The 15497-nt window shown below is 57.3% G+C and carries 17 protein-coding genes; 9 read left to right on the forward strand and 8 right to left on the reverse strand.

What is annotated here, in order from left to right:
- The first annotated feature begins 292 nt into the window (after positions 1-292).
- Positions 293-1066, forward strand: coding sequence for a class I SAM-dependent methyltransferase (locus DSD30_RS05175; RefSeq protein WP_114008459.1), 774 nt, complete (start codon positions 293-295; stop codon positions 1064-1066).
- Between the two features lie 75 nt (positions 1067-1141).
- Here DSD30_RS05175 and metW read toward each other — a convergent pair whose 3' ends face one another.
- Entirely contained in the window at positions 1142-1801 is a 660-nt protein-coding gene (gene metW, locus DSD30_RS05180) for a methionine biosynthesis protein MetW (RefSeq protein ID WP_114008460.1), read from the reverse strand.
- Entirely contained in the window at positions 1798-3033 is a 1236-nt protein-coding gene (metX, locus tag DSD30_RS05185; RefSeq protein WP_114008461.1) for a homoserine O-acetyltransferase MetX, read from the reverse strand. The genes metW and metX overlap by 4 nt, the downstream gene beginning before the upstream one ends.
- A 290-nt stretch (positions 3034-3323) precedes the next feature.
- Here metX and DSD30_RS05190 point away from each other — a divergent pair, with 290 nt between their 5' ends.
- The 3 genes from DSD30_RS05190 to DSD30_RS05200 all read left to right on the forward strand — a co-directional run bounded on the left by DSD30_RS05190 (position 3324) and on the right by DSD30_RS05200 (position 6477).
- On the forward strand, positions 3324-4172 hold the full coding sequence (locus DSD30_RS05190) for a chorismate mutase (protein WP_114008462.1): 849 nt from the start codon (positions 3324-3326) through the stop codon (positions 4170-4172).
- Between the two features lie 222 nt (positions 4173-4394).
- Positions 4395-5510, forward strand: a complete 1116-nt coding sequence (gene hisC / locus DSD30_RS05195; protein ID WP_114008664.1) for a histidinol-phosphate transaminase — start codon at positions 4395-4397, stop codon at positions 5508-5510.
- Positions 5503-6477 (forward strand): prephenate/arogenate dehydrogenase family protein, encoded by a 975-nt coding sequence (locus DSD30_RS05200; protein ID WP_114008463.1) that lies wholly within the window; start codon positions 5503-5505, stop codon positions 6475-6477. Before hisC ends, DSD30_RS05200 begins: the two co-directional genes overlap by 8 nt.
- A gap of 94 nt (positions 6478-6571) precedes the next feature.
- Here the strand turns inward: DSD30_RS05200 and DSD30_RS05205 are convergent, their stop codons facing one another.
- On the reverse strand, positions 6572-7618 hold the full coding sequence (locus DSD30_RS05205; protein ID WP_114008464.1) for a DUF2125 domain-containing protein: 1047 nt from the start codon (positions 7616-7618) through the stop codon (positions 6572-6574).
- A gap of 162 nt (positions 7619-7780) precedes the next feature.
- Between DSD30_RS05205 and DSD30_RS05210 the strand changes: the two genes are divergently transcribed.
- On the forward strand, positions 7781-8323 hold the full coding sequence (locus DSD30_RS05210; RefSeq protein WP_114008465.1) for a gamma-glutamylcyclotransferase: 543 nt from the start codon (positions 7781-7783) through the stop codon (positions 8321-8323).
- A gap of 38 nt (positions 8324-8361) precedes the next feature.
- On the opposite strand, the gene DSD30_RS05215 is transcribed toward DSD30_RS05210, so the two are convergent.
- The 5 genes from DSD30_RS05215 to ftsE all read right to left on the reverse strand — a co-directional run bounded on the left by DSD30_RS05215 (position 8362) and on the right by ftsE (position 12397).
- A complete protein-coding gene (locus tag DSD30_RS05215; protein WP_114008466.1) occupies positions 8362-8718 on the reverse strand; it encodes a hypothetical protein in 357 nt (118 codons plus the stop codon).
- Positions 8719-8857: 139 nt separating this feature from the next.
- Positions 8858-9604: a lysophospholipid acyltransferase family protein gene (locus DSD30_RS05220; RefSeq protein WP_114008467.1), complete on the reverse strand. Its 747-nt coding sequence runs from the start codon at positions 9602-9604 to the stop codon at positions 8858-8860.
- A 205-nt stretch (positions 9605-9809) separates the two neighbouring features.
- Positions 9810-10481: a YdcF family protein gene (locus tag DSD30_RS05225; protein WP_114008468.1), complete on the reverse strand. Its 672-nt coding sequence runs from the start codon at positions 10479-10481 to the stop codon at positions 9810-9812.
- 79 nt (positions 10482-10560) lie between these two features.
- On the reverse strand, positions 10561-11727 hold the full coding sequence (locus DSD30_RS05230; protein WP_114008469.1) for a cell division protein FtsX: 1167 nt from the start codon (positions 11725-11727) through the stop codon (positions 10561-10563).
- A gap of 10 nt (positions 11728-11737) precedes the next feature.
- Entirely contained in the window at positions 11738-12397 is a 660-nt protein-coding gene (ftsE, locus tag DSD30_RS05235; protein ID WP_114008470.1) for a cell division ATP-binding protein FtsE, read from the reverse strand.
- 211 nt (positions 12398-12608) lie between these two features.
- Here ftsE and DSD30_RS05240 point away from each other — a divergent pair, with 211 nt between their 5' ends.
- The 4 genes from DSD30_RS05240 to DSD30_RS05255 all read left to right on the forward strand — a co-directional run bounded on the left by DSD30_RS05240 (position 12609) and on the right by DSD30_RS05255 (position 15495).
- Positions 12609-13712: a zinc-ribbon domain-containing protein gene (locus tag DSD30_RS05240; protein ID WP_114008471.1), complete on the forward strand. Its 1104-nt coding sequence runs from the start codon at positions 12609-12611 to the stop codon at positions 13710-13712.
- 87 nt (positions 13713-13799) lie between these two features.
- Complete coding sequence (gene hpt, locus DSD30_RS05245; RefSeq protein ID WP_114008472.1) at positions 13800-14324, forward strand: hypoxanthine phosphoribosyltransferase; 525 nt, start codon at positions 13800-13802, stop codon at positions 14322-14324.
- Positions 14325-14551: 227 nt separating this feature from the next.
- Complete coding sequence (locus DSD30_RS05250) at positions 14552-14962, forward strand: response regulator (RefSeq protein WP_114008473.1); 411 nt, start codon at positions 14552-14554, stop codon at positions 14960-14962.
- Positions 14963-15246: 284 nt separating this feature from the next.
- Entirely contained in the window at positions 15247-15495 is a 249-nt protein-coding gene (locus DSD30_RS05255; protein WP_114008474.1) for a SemiSWEET family sugar transporter, read from the forward strand.
- Positions 15496-15497 lie beyond the last annotated feature (2 nt).

The raw sequence follows: 15497 nt of genomic DNA on the forward strand, positions 1-15497 counted from the left end.
CTTGGGCGAACCATAGTCGCAAAATGGTGTAGATGGGTGTTTGATTCCGCCAAAGGCAGGCGAGGTTGGTTCTGGACGGCTCTGATACGAGGACGCCATGCTATGGGATAGGCAACAGGCGATGGCTTTTTCCAAGCCCAAGGGTTGGTTTTCCGACGGGAGAGTGCCACATTATCGCTAACCGGGTTGTTAGCGCAGAGCGCTCGACTTGTTGCGGGTCGAGGGGAGGTGTTGCGGTTGCCTTTCACGCCAGCAGATTCTGCCCCAACCGACGATGTGAAAGTGGTGTTGCATGTTTCTTGATGTCCTCGATTTGCGGGATTTTTATGCGCAGCCTCTGGGGCTGGCGACGGCCTTTCACATCAATCAGTGCATCCGTCAACATTGGGGCAACCTGAAGGGATTGAGCGTGCTCGGGGTGGGCTATACGCCCCCTTACATCCGTGATTTGCGAGGCAATGCGGAGCGCACCATCGCCTTCATGCCGTCCTGGCAGGGGGCCGTTTACTGGCCGTCTTCAGGGGCGTCACTAACCACGCTGGTCGACCCGGAGGCGCTGCCTTTGCCCGATGCCAGCGTCGATCGCATCCTGTTGGTGCATATGCTCGAGCTGGCGGACAATCCGGCGGAGCATTTGCGCGAAATCTGGCGGGTACTGACGCCGGGTGGCAAATTGCTGATTATCGTGCCGAACCGGAGTGGTTTGTGGGCGCGGCTGGACCAGACGCCCTTTGCCTATGGGCGTCCCTTTTCCAAGGGCCAGTTGAGCCATCTATTGCGCCAGACGATGTTTCAGCCGTTGCAATGGAGCGAAGCGCTGCATTTCGGACCGTTCAGTGGCAAAGCCTTCATACGGTCTGCCAAGGTGGTGGAGCGACTGGGGCAGCGCTTCTGGCCTGCCTTGTCCGGTGTGCTGATGGTCGAAGCGACCAAGTTGATGCGCCAAGGCCTGCCGGTGGCCGAGACGACGATGTTTGAAAGCCGCTTCCGTCCAGTTTTCCTGCCAGCGCCCAATCTACCCAAGTTCGGCCGGACTATACATCAATTGACCAAGTCTGAGGGCTGAACAGGGTCGACGATCGGCTCAGACAAAAGGCGGCGTTGCCGCCGCCTTGTTCCCTTTGCCTGAAAGCCTTGTGCCTCAATCCTGTTTGCGCGAGAGCAGGAAAATGGCCTGTTCGGCAAACAGATTCCAGAACCACCACGGGGCAGAGAAAGAAATCGGCTTGCCATCCCCTTGCAGGCCATGGGCCCGCTCGATGGTGGCATTGGCCTCGCCGCACAGATTGACAAAATCCCGCACAGTGCAGAAATGGATGTTCGGCGTGTCATACCAGCTGTAGGGCAGATAGTCGTTGACCGGCATGGTGCCGCGGAACAACAGATCGGTACGCACCTTCCAATGGCCGAAATTGGGGAAGGAGACAATGGCTTTGCGGCCAATGCGCAACAGATGCTCAAGCACCTTGCGCGGATTGCGGGTGGCCTGAATGGTCTGGCTCAGGACCACATAATCGAAGCTGTCATCTGGATAATAGATCAGGTCTTCGTCCGCATCCCCCTGAATGACCGACAGGCCGCGCGAGACACAGCGATTGACCCCGCGCTGGGACAGTTCAATGCCGCGGCCTTCCACGCCGTCTTTTGCCTGTAACAGCTCAAGCAGGCTGCCATCATCACTGCCGACATCAAGGATCTTTGAGTTGGGTGCGATCATGTCGACGACGATTTCAAAGTCGATGCGGGTATTGTCGGCCCGACGGCCAACGACCAGTGCTTTCTTGTCTTCGGTCAGGCTCATTGTGCCTCCTCCTCGTCGTCGCTATCTTTGCTGCTCAGGCCAAAGTCTCGGGCAGCAGAGCCGATGAAGCCGCGCATGGCGTCGAAAAACTCCGGCTCATCGAGCAGGAAGGCGTCATGGCCCTTGTCGCTGTCAATCTCGACAAAACTGACCGAGGCTCCGGCGGCATTGAGCGCATGGACGATCTTGCGGCTCTCGCTGGTCGGGAAATGCCAGTCCGAGGTGAAGGATACCAGACAGAAGCGGGTCTTGGTGCCCATGAAGGCCTTGGCCATCTGACCGCCATAGTCTGCGGCGAGATCGTAATAGTCCATCGCCCGGGTGACATAGAGGTAGGAATTGGCATCAAAGCGGTCGACAAAAGTCATGCCCTGATGGCGCAGATAGGATTCAATCTGAAAATCGGCATCAAAGGAAAAGGTTTTGACCTTGCGATCCTGAAGATTGCGGCCAAACTTGCTTTGCAGTGACTGCTCGGACATGTAGGTGACGTGAGCGGCCATGCGCGCGACCGAGAGACCCTTGCGTGGGGTGACGTCATAATCGTAATAGCGTCCGCCATGCCAGTCCGGGTCGGCCATCACGGCCTGTCTGCCGACCTCGTAGAAAGCGATATTCTGTGAGGTATGGTGGGCAGCGGTGGCAATGAAAATGGCCGATTTGACCTTGTCGCCATGTTCTGCAGCCCACTGGATGGCCAACATGCCGCCCATCGAGCCGCCAATCACGCAGAACAGCTCTTCAATGCCAAGATGGTCGAGCAGCATCTTCTGGGCACGCACCATGTCGGGCACGGTGATGACGGGGAGGTCGAGACCAAAGGGCTTGCCAGTTTCGGGGTTGATCGAGGCAGGGCCCGTCGAGCCGGAACAGCCCCCCAGAACATTGCCGCAGACAACGAAAAAGCGATCTGTGTCAATGGGCTTGCCCGGGCCGATCATGTTTTCCCACCAACCCGGCTTGCCGGTGACCGGTGAGATCGAGGCGGCATATTGATCGCCGGTCAGGGCGTGACAGATCAGGATGGCATTGGAGCAATCCGCATTCAGCGTGCCATAGGTTTCAAAAGCAATCGTGAAGGGCGACAGGGCGACACCTGCATCCAGCATCAACGGCATGTCTTCCCCAAAGGTGACATGTTTGCTGGATGGGTGTTGGGCTTCTCTTAGGGCGGTATCGTCGCGCGGAGGAGAAGACGTGTCCTGATTGTCGCCGTCGGTTGGACCGATCATGAATGCTTCCTCGGTGAATAGAGTTGGGTGACTGGCAGATTTGTCTGCCCTATTTCAAGCAAGTCCGGGCGGCCTGCCCCTTGTTATTATTGCCTTGTAGCTAGGCAGAGCAAGGGTAAGTGTCAATTACTTTCTTTGCTTTTGTCGTAGCCTCTTTTATGTATGGCTTTGAGAAAAATTTGCGATAGGATCTGCCGCAACTGCCCATGCATTGCGCCAAGAGACGACTTTGGTGATTGCGATCGGGATTTTCGCATTGGCGACAAAAGGCGAGACGACAGGACGAACTGATGAGCAAGACCCCGACGGGCAGCAGCAGGGACATTCAGCCCACGCTTGATGAATTGCGGCAGCGTATAGACCGCATCGATGAAACCATCCATCTCAATCTGATCGAGCGTAGCGAGATTGTTGAGGCGTTGATCGCGGTCAAGCGGACCGACAAACCCGGCGCGGCTTTCCGGCCCGGGCGCGAAATGGACATGATGCGCCGCCTTGTGGGGCGGCATCGGGGCATTTTGCCGATCACCGCCGTTGAGCATCTCTGGCGCGAGATCATCGCGACCTTCACCCACATGCAGGCGCCTTTCGAGGTGGTGGTTGAGCCGGGATCGGATCTGCGCGATGTGGCGCGGTTCTATTTCGGCTTCACGGTCGGTTTTGACGAAGCGATGGATTGTCAGGCGGTGGTGGACCGGGTGCGCGCGGGAGAAGGCTCTGTGCTCGGTGTGGTTGGCGTCAAGGCCAAGGCGGAACGTGCCTGGTGGCTGTCTTTGGCGGCCGATGGGGTGCAGGTGATTTCACGCTTGCCGGTGATTGCCCAGCCGGGACGTCCGGCGGCGGCGCCCGCCTTCGTTCTGTCGATGCCGCTGATGGATACCACGGTGCCTGATGTTCGCCTTGTCGCCCTGTCTGCCCCTTCAAGCAAAGGAGCCGAAGCGGCCATTGCCCGGATCGGTGGTGACATTGTCAGTCAGGTGATGGAAGAGGGCCATTGCGAAATCCTCGCGTCCGTGCCGTTCTCCGTCTCTCAGGTGACCGTCGAGAGCCTGACGCGTCTGTCTGACAATCCGATGGTCATTCGTGGCACCGTCGGGGGCTACTGGACGCCGATTGCGCTCTCTAGTCCTCAATCTTGATCAGAAATGATGAAATCCACGCATGGAGTGGTTTCATGCGCGGTATATGTGCGCCGGATCCTGCCTTTTTTCTTGAATGGTGCGGGATTTTGGCGTTAAGACAGGCGGGTTGCGCTCTTGAGGCAAGCAGGGCGCAGCGGCCAATTTCAAGTCTTGTGATCGAGCAGCCCTGATGAGCAGGCCCCCTGCCGATTGCACCAGTTCAGGAGTAATCCCATGTCCATGTCCGGACAGCTTCAGCGCCCGCAACCTCGTGACAGTGTGATGAGCATTCCCGTCTATGTCCCTGGCAAGTCTCAGGTGAATAGTGACGGTCCCGTTCACAAACTCTCGTCGAACGAAACCCCATTGGGGGCAAGCGCCAAGGCTGTGGATGCCTATCGACAGATAGCAGGACAGCTGGAATATTATCCGGACGGGGCCAGTACCGCCCTTCGGGAGGCGATCGGGGACGTTCATGGCATCCATCCCGGTCGCATCCTGTGTGGTGCCGGATCTGACGAAATCCTGTCGATGATTGCCAACACCTTCCTTGAGAAGGGTGTTGAGGCGATCTATTGCGAACATGGTTTCCTCGTCTATCCGATTGTCATTCAGGCCTCTGGCGCCACGCCCGTCATGGTCAAGGAAAAGAATTGCGTTGCCGATGTGGATGCGATCCTTGCTGCGGTCACCGAGCGGACCAAAGTGGTGTTTCTCGCCAATCCCAACAATCCAACCGGCACCTATCTGCCTTTCAGCGAAATCCGCCGTCTGCATGCGGGTTTGCCGGGCTCGGTGCTGCTGGTGCTCGATGCGGCCTATGCGGAATATGTCTCGGCTCACGACTATCAGTCCGGCGTCGAGCTGGCGGGTGCATCGGAAAATGTGCTGATGACCCGCACTTTCTCCAAGATTTATGGGCTGGCCAATTTGCGTCTGGGCTGGTGCTTTGGTCCAGAAGCGGTGATCAATGCCATGGAGCGGGTGCGTGGACCCTTCAACGTGTCTGGCGCAGCGCAGGCCGCAGGCATCGCAGCGATCCGCGATCAGGACTTTGTTCGCGCGGCGGTGGCCCATAATGACGAATGGCTGCCAAGGCTGACAAAGGGGCTGGAGGATCTCGGTCTGTCCGTCACGCCAAGCGTTGGCAACTTCATTCTGATCCACTTCACCGATGCGCCGGGCAAGAGTGCGGTGGAAGCCGATGCCTATTTGCTGTCCCATGGCTGCATTCTGCGTCAGGTCGGCAATTACGGGTTCCCGAATGCCCTGCGCATGACGGTCGGCTCTGCAGAAGCCTGCGAGCGGGTGCTTGCCTTGCTAGCAGATTTTATGAAAGGGAGCAGTGATGACTGATCCTCTTTTCAAACGCATGACGCTGATCGGGATCGGTCTGCTTGGCTCTTCCATTGCATTGGCGGCGCGCCAGCGTGGGGTGGTCGAGCATATCGCGATCCATACGCGTTCCAAGGCCACCCTTGATCGGGCAGCAGAGCTCAATCTTGGGGACAGCTATCATGCCGATGTCGCCGAAAGTGTGCGCGGATCCGATTTGGTGATTGTCTGCACGCCTGTTGGCGCGTGCGAAGCGGTGGCAAAAGCCATTGCCGGTGACTTGGCCGACGGGGTGATCGTCACCGATGTCGGCTCGGTCAAGGGGTCGATCATCAAACAGATGCAGCCGCATTTGCCGGACCATGTGCATTTCGTGCCCGGCCATCCAATTGCCGGTACGGAAGAGTCCGGCCCGGATGCTGGCTTCCCCGAATTGTTCATCAATCGCTGGTGCATTCTGACCCCTCCAGCAGGGGCGGATCAGGCAGCGATCGACAAAACAAACCAGTTCTGGACCCTGCTTGGCTCGAATGTCGAAGTGATGGATGCCAAACATCATGATCAGGTGCTTGCCATCACATCACATCTGCCGCACTTGATTGCTTACAATATTGTCGGCACGGCGTCAGATCTGGAAATGGTGAAGGATTCCGAGGTGATCAAATATTCCGCAGGTGGTTTCAGGGATTTTACCCGCCTTGCGGCCTCGGACCCGACCATGTGGCGGGACGTGTTCCTGCATAACAAGGAGGCGGCTCTGGAAATGCTCGGTCGCTTCACCGAAGATCTGACTGCCCTTCAGCGGGCCATTCGCTGGGAAGACGGGGACGCCCTCTTCGATCTGTTCACACGGACCCGATCCATCCGCCGTAGCATCATTGATGCGGGGCAGGAAATTGACGCCTCCGACTTTGGCCGTCATATCAAGGACGGGGAAACCCATGCCGATCAACTGACCAAGGATGACCATGCCTTCACCGGCAGCTAACCTTGGGGTCGGTGTGTCTGAGTTGGCACCAAAAAGAAAAAGCCGCAGATTTTGTCTGCGGCTTTTTTGTTGGCTGGGGGCCTGAGACTTGTGTCTAGAATTGCAGGGGTGGCACGGTGCCAAGGGGAATGAAGCCTGCCTTCATCTGGCCGTTGCTCAGTTTGATCTCGACTTCGGAGCCAATCAGGTCACCATCCTTCATCGGCTTGCCCATCAATTGCAGCGCGGTGAGGGGGCCATTGAGGCCGTCTTTCTTGGCGGTCAGTGTTTGCACCGGATTGGCCTGATCAGCAGGCGGGTTGAGGATGCGAGCCTTGATCAGTCCATTGGCCATGCCGAGGCGATCGAAGGCCAGGTCTCCGGACAGCTTGATGGTCTTCTGACCGATTTCGATGTTGCCGGCGAGCGGGTTGACCTTGCCCGATTGCTCCAGCCATGCGCGGGCCGGGTTGCCCTGATTGTGGAGCACGGCCTCAAGCCCGCCAACCAAGGTGAAGGAGACTTGGCCGGACAGATCGGGCAATGCCCGTGAGGCAAAGTCGGTGGCGGCCAACGAGACATCGAGATTGGCGGGTTGATCCGGGGTCGGGCGCAGGTGGAATTCCATCGCTTTGGCCTTGATGTCGCCGATCAGGGACGCCAGCTGCGGATTGTTCGAAGCAAAGGTCGGCTCGGTTGCCTCAAAGGAGGCGCGGGTGACGAAGGCGGACGGGCTGAAACGCACCGAACCGCGCATCAGGTTGGCCACCATTTCAAAGCTCTGGCCGGTTGGCTGATGGGTGAGGGTGGCGCGGTTTTCGGTTTCGATCACTGCCAGATTGGGGGCATAGACCTGCCAGATGGCGCGCAAGGGACCGCCTTCTGCCTGCCAACCAGAGCGCGGATCCTGAATGCGGTAGGAGGCGCAGGTGAGGGAAAGCCGGAAAGGATAGCCGCCAAGGGTCTGCTCGTTGCATTGCAGCAGCTGCTGGCCATCGACGGTGCGGGCCATCAGCCGGTTGACGATCTCTTGCGTGCGGCTGTAGCTGATATACCAAAAGGCGCTCCAGCCGACTGCCACCAGCAACACGAAGGCGCTGAGCAGGACATATTTCCGCTTTGAAGAAGGCTGTTTGGTTTCGGTTGGCAGACTGTCTGACATCACTGGGCTCGTCTCTTGCAAATCATGGGACTGATTGGTATCCAGAGCCCTTGTCGCCCGTTCCTGTGGCGCAATCAAGGCCGGGTGTGCCTTGCCAACGCTTTATCGAGGATACTGGCGATGGCAAGACATGCCTCAGACAATTGAGAATGGAATGGATAGATGAGTGATCTCTGGGTGTTTGGATATGGGTCCCTGATGTGGCGGCCGGGCTTTGATTATTTGGAAGCCCATATTGCCGATCTGCAGGGCTATCACCGCTCGCTTTGCATCTATTCTCATATCCACCGGGGCACGCCGGAGGTGCCGGGGCTGGTTCTGGGGCTTGATACCGGGGGGCATAGCATGGGCATGGCCTTCCGCGTCGCCGAGGAAAAACGCGATGAGGTGATGGCCTATCTGCGAGCGCGGGAACAGGTGACGATGGTCTATCTGGAGCGCACAGGCGCGGTGCGTCTGCTTGATGGCCCGACAGCGGAAGGGGGGCGCATGGTCGATGCCGTGATCTATATTGCCGATCACAGCCACCCGCAATATGCAGGCAAACTATCGCTTGATGAACAGGCGGCCTTCGTGTTGCGCGGCCATGGCCAATCGGGTCCGAATATCGATTATGTGCTCAACACGGTGGATCACTTGCGGGACATCGATATCGAGGATGCAGAGTTGTTTGCGCTGGCGGAGCGGCTGCGGGCCAATGGCTGACTTCGGGCGGACAGGGGTCTTCAAGCAGGCGGGGGTCTTCAGGCGGGGATCTTGAACTCACTGCGGTCTGGTGCCTCACCAAGATCGCTTACGACGCGCGCGCGCTCTTCCTCGCCACCGGCCAACAAATGGACATAGGCGGAGAGATGCATGAGGGCGGTATCGCTCATGTTGCTCAAGACCTTCGGCGTCAGGTCTTCGATCGCGCCGATCCACTGGATTTGCGGGTGAGAGCTTTCTTCGCTGGCCAGTATCAGGACGCAGTCGCTGAAGCTGGCAATGTCATCCAAGGCAATTTGGGAAAAGACATAGCGTGCCTCACCGCTTCCCTGCCAATAGCAGAAACGGCTGTTCAGGCTGTCCTTGGCCAGATCTCCCTTCGGTCTTGATGACATGACGTCCTCCTGAGGTCACATTCCGTCAGAATGAGAACAAAAATAGAACAAATTTGCTTGAAAAGCAAGCTGATCTCTTCCTATATCATGTAGACCCTGATGTGCAGAATACAAGATATGGTGATCGCTCGTCAAAAAATTATTCCTCTGGGGCCGGTTTGGCCTGTTCCGCTCTTGCTTCGGCAATCAGGCGATCGCTGTTGGTCTCGATGGTTTGGGAGACTTGTGCAAAGAAAACATCCTGATCCAGACCCGGAGCGATCGGAGGTAGGATCTCGACAATGATCTTGGCCGGATAGAGCAAAAAGGAATGGCGGGGCCAGGCGAGGCCGGTGTTGAGCGCGACGGGATAGCAGGGCACATTGAGCGCCTTATAAACATGGCTGATGCCATATTTATAGACCGGCTCGGCATCGAGCGGACGGCGGGTGCCTTCCGGGAAGATGATCAGCTGGCGGTTTTCCTGCATGCGTTGTCTGGCGTTTTCGAGCATTTGGCGCAGGGCTTTTGCCCGGGCACCGCGATTGATCGGAATCATTTCGCCACGGGCCACCGCCCAGCCAAAGAGCGGGATCCACATCAGTTCGCGCTTGAGGATGAAAAGCGGATCCTTGACCAAGGGCACCAGCGCAAAGGTTTCGAACACACTCATATGCTTGGCGGCCAGAATGAGGCTCTGATTTTGCGGCAGATTTTCAAGGCCGCGCACTTCATAGGAGCCGCCGACAATCAGGGTGAGAAGCTTGGTGCAGAGGGCCGCCCAGAAACGAGCAATGGCAATCACCCCGAAACGGCGAAAGGGCAGGGTCAGCATGCAGGCAAGCAACAAGATGAAGGTCACCACATAAAAGGCAATGTGATAGAGCAACGACCGGACGAACAGCATGCATTAATCCCTTGTGGTCAGGGCAATTGCGGCGGTTGCGCTGTGCGGCTGCCGTCCCTGATCATGTGTCTTCGAGCAGCATGACGTCGCGCTGGACTGGTGGCTGGATCGCCATGCGCGGTTGTTATCGGCCATATTGGGCAAGGAGTCCAGCAACGGGGCGGCGGATCTTGGGGAAAGGCGTAAGGGTTTGGCACCCTCCCGGTTAGCGTTTGGTAAGCCGTTCGGAGCTGCCATAGACGATGGCACCGAGCAGTTTGCCATATTCCTTGGTCAGCAAATGGACATTGTTCCAGTCAAACAGGCGGGTCAACAGCGCGCGGTCCGAGCGGGTTACCAACTGCCCCTGCAGCCGAATGTCCGGCGCGGCGCGGCGCATTTCAAGCATGGTGCGCGGCATGTGGTAGGCACTAGTGACGATGATCAGGCTTTCAAAGCCATAACGGCGGGCCCATTCAGCCGTCTGGGTGGCATTGGCCACTGTGTTGAGCGCCCGGCTGTCGAGATCGACACAACAGGCAATCTGGTTCTTGGTCAGCTTGTAGCGGCGTTCAAGGGTGATGGGACCATAGCCGGGATGGACACCCGAAATCAGCAGTCGTTTGCCTTTCTCCTGCTTCAAAAGCTCGATGGCCTTTTCCAGACGGCCTGCGCCGCCGGTGACGACCACGATGGCGTCAGCCGGTTCCGGCTCGCGTTCACTGGCCAGCAACACATAGCCGGTATAGCCTGCCAACCCCATGCCGAGCATGGCGATGGTCAACAAGACCAACAGGGCAATCAGCCGTGCCAACTTGCGCCAGGACAAGAACGACCAGCCGCGTGCTTCGCGGAGCTCCGACTTGTCAAGGCTGTTGCTGTTGGCCTGATTGGACATTGGGGGGTATCTGCTTTCAGTGTTTTCTATCTCGGGGTGAGGTCGTTGTCGTTTGTTGGACAACGGGATACCGTTCTGGTCAACTCAGTTTGCTCAGCGTGTTGATAACCGTCAATCGTGTCGTGACTGCGGTGAAGATGGCAATGGCCAGCGCCAGTGCCAAGGTGCCCAGATAAGCACTGTAGCCGAGCTCTATCACACCCAATAGGGCCTGCATCTGATCTGCCGCTGCTGATCCTTCATCCTCCCGAACCACAAACTGCATCATCAGAAAGGCCAGCATGGCCCCGCCACCGCCCGATATGGAGCCCTTGATGCCAAGGGCAAAAAAACGGCGTTGAAATTCACTTGCGATGAAGCGGTTGCTGGCACCGACAAAATGCAGAACCTCAATGGTTTCCTTGTTGCCAGCCATGGCGGCACGGGTTGCAAAGACGACGATCAGCACCGTGGCGGCGATCACCAGAGCGAGAATGGCGACACCCGCAAGAATGGCGGTTTCGGCCATGGATTTCAGGCGGTCGACCCAGAAACGGTGATTGTCAAGGATCGCGCCGCGAACCTGCTTTTGCAGGGCGTCGCTGATGGCAGCGAAATCCACGACGGACGGGTCATCAATGGTCAGTTCGATCAACCGGGGAACCGGCAGGTCGTCAAAGGCCAGATCGAGGCCGAGCCATGGTTCCAGCAGGGCGTTCGAGTCCCTTTCGGTCAACACCCTGGCGCTGTTGATGCCGTTGGCCTCGCGGGCAATGCGCACCGCCTTGGCCAACTCGGCATCGATGTCGACCCCTTCAATCGGGCGGATCTGGATGGTGGCACCGCGCGAAATGTCCGACTGCCAGTCGCGGGTGGCATCTGAGACCACCGAGACCCCAGCCACTGTCAGCGCCGCCAGAAAGCTCATGATGGCAATGACCAACACCAGAGCGTGACCGGCAATGGTGCCCTTGGGCACAATGGGGTCAGCCTTGTTGGCCATCGCAAAGCTGGAATTTTTGAGCATTGCCTTGGGTTTGAGGCCCCCAAGACGTCCCTTGCGGCGCTTTGGTTTTGCGATTGTTGGCGGGGGCTTGCCCGATGGGGCAAAGGACTGGCTGTCAATTGGATTGAGGTTCGGGCCAACCCGGGGTGAGCTCGAAGGCATGGGTGGCAAGCTATGGGCGCCATGCATGGACGGGCCTGATGGATGCCCATTGCCACCTGTCCGATTGCTGCCATTGCCGTTTGGTTTGTCAGTTGCCACAGTTCAGACCTCAATCATACACATAGAGCGCGCCATCATTGAGCACAATCCGGCGGGCATCGACCTGATCCATCAGTCCGGTGTCATGGGTGGCAATGATGATGGAAGTGCCCGAGCGATGCAGCTCGATGAACAGCCGGAGCAGGCGGCGCGCCAAAATCGGGTCGACGTTGCCTGTCGGTTCGTCCGCCAGCAGCAGTTTGGGTTGGGAAATCAGAGCGCGCGCAATGGCGGCACGCTGCTTTTCCCCACCGGACATGACCGGTGGGTAGACATGCATGCGATGGCCCAGTCCGACCCATTGGAGCAGTTCGGCCACATCGGTACGGTAATCATGCTCCGACTTGCCCTGAACCCGCAGCGGCAGGGCGACATTTTCAAAGGTGGTCAGGTGGTTGAGCAGCCGGAATTCCTGAAACACAAAACCGATCTGGCGGCGCAGTTGGGACAGCTCGTCATGATCCAGCCGGGCGGTGTCCTTGCCGAATATCTTGATCAGGCCGCGATTGGGCTTGAGCGACAGGAACATCAATTGCAGCAGGGATGTCTTGCCCGCGCCGGAGGGACCGGAAAGGAACTGGAAGGATTTTGCCGGAATGTCAAAGGACACATCCCGCAAGACCTCCTGTCCCATGCCATAGCGCAGTCCAACATTTTCAAAGCGAATCAAACCGGTTTCCCTCTTTGCTGTTGGTGCCGAGCTTGCCTGATTTCCTGCGTGAATTCATCCGATTTGTGCCCGGTTTGCCTGATCTTTAGACAGGTCTTGGCAAAGCGTTAAGGGCTGATATCCTATTTTGTGGATGATTCGTCCGCTTTCCTCTGTTTGAGACCAGAAATGCGGATGTTCCGTGACCGTGGCTTCAACTGATTGTGCGCCAATGAAAATCACCTGCCCCAAATGTTCGACCAGTTATCAGGTGCCTGACGACTATATCGGTGCCGAGGGGCGGCCGGTGCGCTGTGCCAATTGCGGGGATACATGGCATGCGGTGCCCGAAGCCCCTGCAAAGGTGACCGCTTCCCCGGCAGCGCCCGCTGACCAAGCCGATGACGGCGACAATTCCCAAGATGACATTGATGCCTTGTTTGACAGCCCGGCTGGTGGTGAAGACCAGAGCCAGGACGATATTGATGCTCTGTTCGATAGTCCTTCAGGGGGCGAAGACCAAAGTCAGGATGATATCGACGCCTTGTTCGATAGCCCTTCAGGGGGCGAGGACCAAAGTCAGGATGATATTGACGCCTTGTTTGACAGCCCGTCGGGGGGAGACGAGCAGAGTCAGGATGATATCGACTCCCTGTTTGATACGGACGATGCAGGGTCTGATGACGGACCAACGGTGATCACGTCGGAAAATAGCGATGATCCGATGATGGTCACTGGTGATGAAGATGATCGGTTCGATTCGCCGGTGATGGACCTGATGGATGCCGCAGCCTTTGAAGCGCAGAAGAAAGTGGCGCGCGGCACTGACATCGAATCAAGTGTGCGTCGCAAAAGGCGCAAGAAACAGAAAGCCAAGGCAAGGGCCAAGGACAGCAACAAAGGGCAGGCTGCCCAGCGCAAGGAATGGATTGTTGGCGCCTCGGCTCTGGCCGCTACGCTTGTTCTGGTTATTTCGCTGGTCGCGGCCCCCAATTTCTGGACCAGAAGCTTCCCCGATCTGGCTTCGTTCTATGACATGCTGGGCATGGACATCAACGTGACCGGTGTCGATATTCAAGCGGTGAATGTCGAACTGGTCCAAAAGGCGGGTGCTCCGGTGATTGCGGTGGAGGCTGAGCTTGTGAATCTTGGGATAGAACCTGTGAGTCTTCCCTCTGTGCGGTTTTCGGTCCTTGGCAACAACGATTCAGAACTTTATTCATGGGATATCAATCCCGACATCAGGGGATTGGGGCCGGGCGAGCGCAAGACGATCAAGACGTCGGTTGCCGCGCCCTCACAAGCGAAATTTGTATCGCTGCGGATGTTCCATTGATCCGTCATGCCAACGTGGGCCAATGTGGCCCCAGACAGGCCATGACCAAGCCATCCGACACGCGGCAACAGGAATCCGGACAAGCGCATGACAGACACCATTCACGTCCTCTATGATGAGGCGACCCTTGCTGATCGCAACACCGAGCTGGCCAAGGCCATAGCGGATGCGGGCTATCAAAATCTTCTGGTGATTGCTGTGCTGAAGGGCAGCTTCGTCTTTGCAGCCGATTTGCTGCGGGCGCTCTATCGGGCGGGCGTGAAGCTGGAAGTGGAGTTCATGTCCCTGTCGAGTTATGGGACGGGCACCAAATCCACCGGCCATGTGCGCGTGGTGCGGGATGTCGAGGAAGAGGTCAAAGGGCGCGACGTGCTGCTGATCGACGACATTCTCGAATCCGGCCGGACACTGGCCTTTGCCAAGGATCTTCTGTCCAATCGCGGTGCTAACCGGGTGGATGTGGCGGTGCTGCTCGACAAGCCGGGCAAACGAATCGCCGATATCAAAGGCGAGTATGTCGGGTTCGTCTGCCCGGACAAATTTGTCGTCGGCTATGGTATGGACAAAGCGCATTCCTATCGGGAAGTGCCGTTCGTCGGTTATCTCGAATAGAGCTTTACTCTGCCTCTGGTTTGACTGTTTGCACCGCCGTTCCGTTGTCGCCGGAGCGGATTTGTCGATTGGGCGCTTATCCCCCACTGGGTCGGATTGCCGCTCCCATCCGCAACTTTTCGTCGTCGCTTTCGCTTTTGGTAAACCTTTTCCCTGTCAAATGGGATGGCAAGATCATCAAGAGATCTTGGGGTGACGAGTTTGAGTATAGTGTGGGAGTGGGACATATGGCCCGAATTCTTCTGACCGAAGACGATGATGGCGTACGTATGTTTGTCCAGCGCGCTTTGATGATGGACGGACACGAAGTCAGAACGGCAGAAGATGGTGGGGATGCCCTTGATGTACTGACGGATTGCGAGGGAGCGTTTGATCTGCTCCTGACCGATATCAAGATGCCATATATGGATGGCATAGCGCTGGCCAAAAGCGCCGCGCAAGAGTATCCCGAATTGACCATTTTGATGATGACCGGCTTTGCCGACCAGCGGGAACGCTGCGACAGCCTGAATGCCATCGTTCATGATGTGGTATCCAAACCATTTTCTCTGGCGGAAATCCGCAACGCGGTGCGTGAGGCGCTGTCCGGGCGTGCCGCTGCCGGACCAGCCTCCATATCTCAGGTCATGTATGGCTAATTGCCGCAATTGAGCGCAAATAGAGACTTGCAAAAGGGATGGCATCGCGCCGTCCTTTTGCTTTTTGCGAGCCCCTTTTTCGCGGTCTTTTCTAAGCTGTTGCTTTTATGGGTCCACAGGCGGACAAGGATATGCTAAGAGGGTGGCCCTTACATATACGTACCTGACCGTTTCTCCGGTTCCAAAAGGGTACGCCCAATCTCCATCTCCATATCGATGGTGCGCAATCGGCTTGCTAGGCAGGCTGTTGCCTGCCAGAGCCATAGTGAAGAAGGCAAATCGACATGATTGACCTGCTCGGCTACGCTGCGGCCTTGCTGGGGACCCTTTGCTGGATCCCGCAAGTGTTGAAAGTCTGGAAAACACGACAGACCAAGGACCTGTCGCTGTCCACCAACTTGATGCTTTTTACCACCATGAGCCTATGGCTGATCTATGGCATTGCCATCAATTCGCCGCCCCTGATTGCTGCCAACATCCTGTCGGCCATATTTGTGGGCTCGATTGTTTCAGCGAAACTCTTCTTGAAATGAGC

This window comes from Cohaesibacter intestini, from assembly GCF_003324485.1.
In the GTDB taxonomy this organism is placed as follows: Bacteria; Pseudomonadota; Alphaproteobacteria; order Rhizobiales; family Cohaesibacteraceae; genus Cohaesibacter; species Cohaesibacter intestini.

Coding starts and splice junctions, on each gene's coding strand:
- DSD30_RS05175 (WP_114008459.1), top strand. CDS start 293: ATGTTTCTTGATGTCCTCGATTTGCGGGATTTTTATGCGCAGCCTCTG.
- metW (WP_114008460.1), bottom strand. CDS start 1,801: ATGAGCCTGACCGAAGACAAGAAAGCACTGGTCGTTGGCCGTCGGGCC.
- metX (WP_114008461.1), bottom strand. CDS start 3,033: ATGATCGGTCCAACCGACGGCGACAATCAGGACACGTCTTCTCCTCCG.
- DSD30_RS05190 (WP_114008462.1), top strand. CDS start 3,324: ATGAGCAAGACCCCGACGGGCAGCAGCAGGGACATTCAGCCCACGCTT.
- hisC (WP_114008664.1), top strand. CDS start 4,395: ATGTCCGGACAGCTTCAGCGCCCGCAACCTCGTGACAGTGTGATGAGC.
- DSD30_RS05200 (WP_114008463.1), top strand. CDS start 5,503: ATGACTGATCCTCTTTTCAAACGCATGACGCTGATCGGGATCGGTCTG.
- DSD30_RS05205 (WP_114008464.1), bottom strand. CDS start 7,618: ATGTCAGACAGTCTGCCAACCGAAACCAAACAGCCTTCTTCAAAGCGG.
- DSD30_RS05210 (WP_114008465.1), top strand. CDS start 7,781: ATGAGTGATCTCTGGGTGTTTGGATATGGGTCCCTGATGTGGCGGCCG.
- DSD30_RS05215 (WP_114008466.1), bottom strand. CDS start 8,718: ATGTCATCAAGACCGAAGGGAGATCTGGCCAAGGACAGCCTGAACAGC.
- DSD30_RS05220 (WP_114008467.1), bottom strand. CDS start 9,604: ATGCTGTTCGTCCGGTCGTTGCTCTATCACATTGCCTTTTATGTGGTG.
- DSD30_RS05225 (WP_114008468.1), bottom strand. CDS start 10,481: ATGTCCAATCAGGCCAACAGCAACAGCCTTGACAAGTCGGAGCTCCGC.
- DSD30_RS05240 (WP_114008471.1), top strand. CDS start 12,609: ATGAAAATCACCTGCCCCAAATGTTCGACCAGTTATCAGGTGCCTGAC.
- hpt (WP_114008472.1), top strand. CDS start 13,800: ATGACAGACACCATTCACGTCCTCTATGATGAGGCGACCCTTGCTGAT.
- DSD30_RS05250 (WP_114008473.1), top strand. CDS start 14,552: ATGGCCCGAATTCTTCTGACCGAAGACGATGATGGCGTACGTATGTTT.
- DSD30_RS05255 (WP_114008474.1), top strand. CDS start 15,247: ATGATTGACCTGCTCGGCTACGCTGCGGCCTTGCTGGGGACCCTTTGC.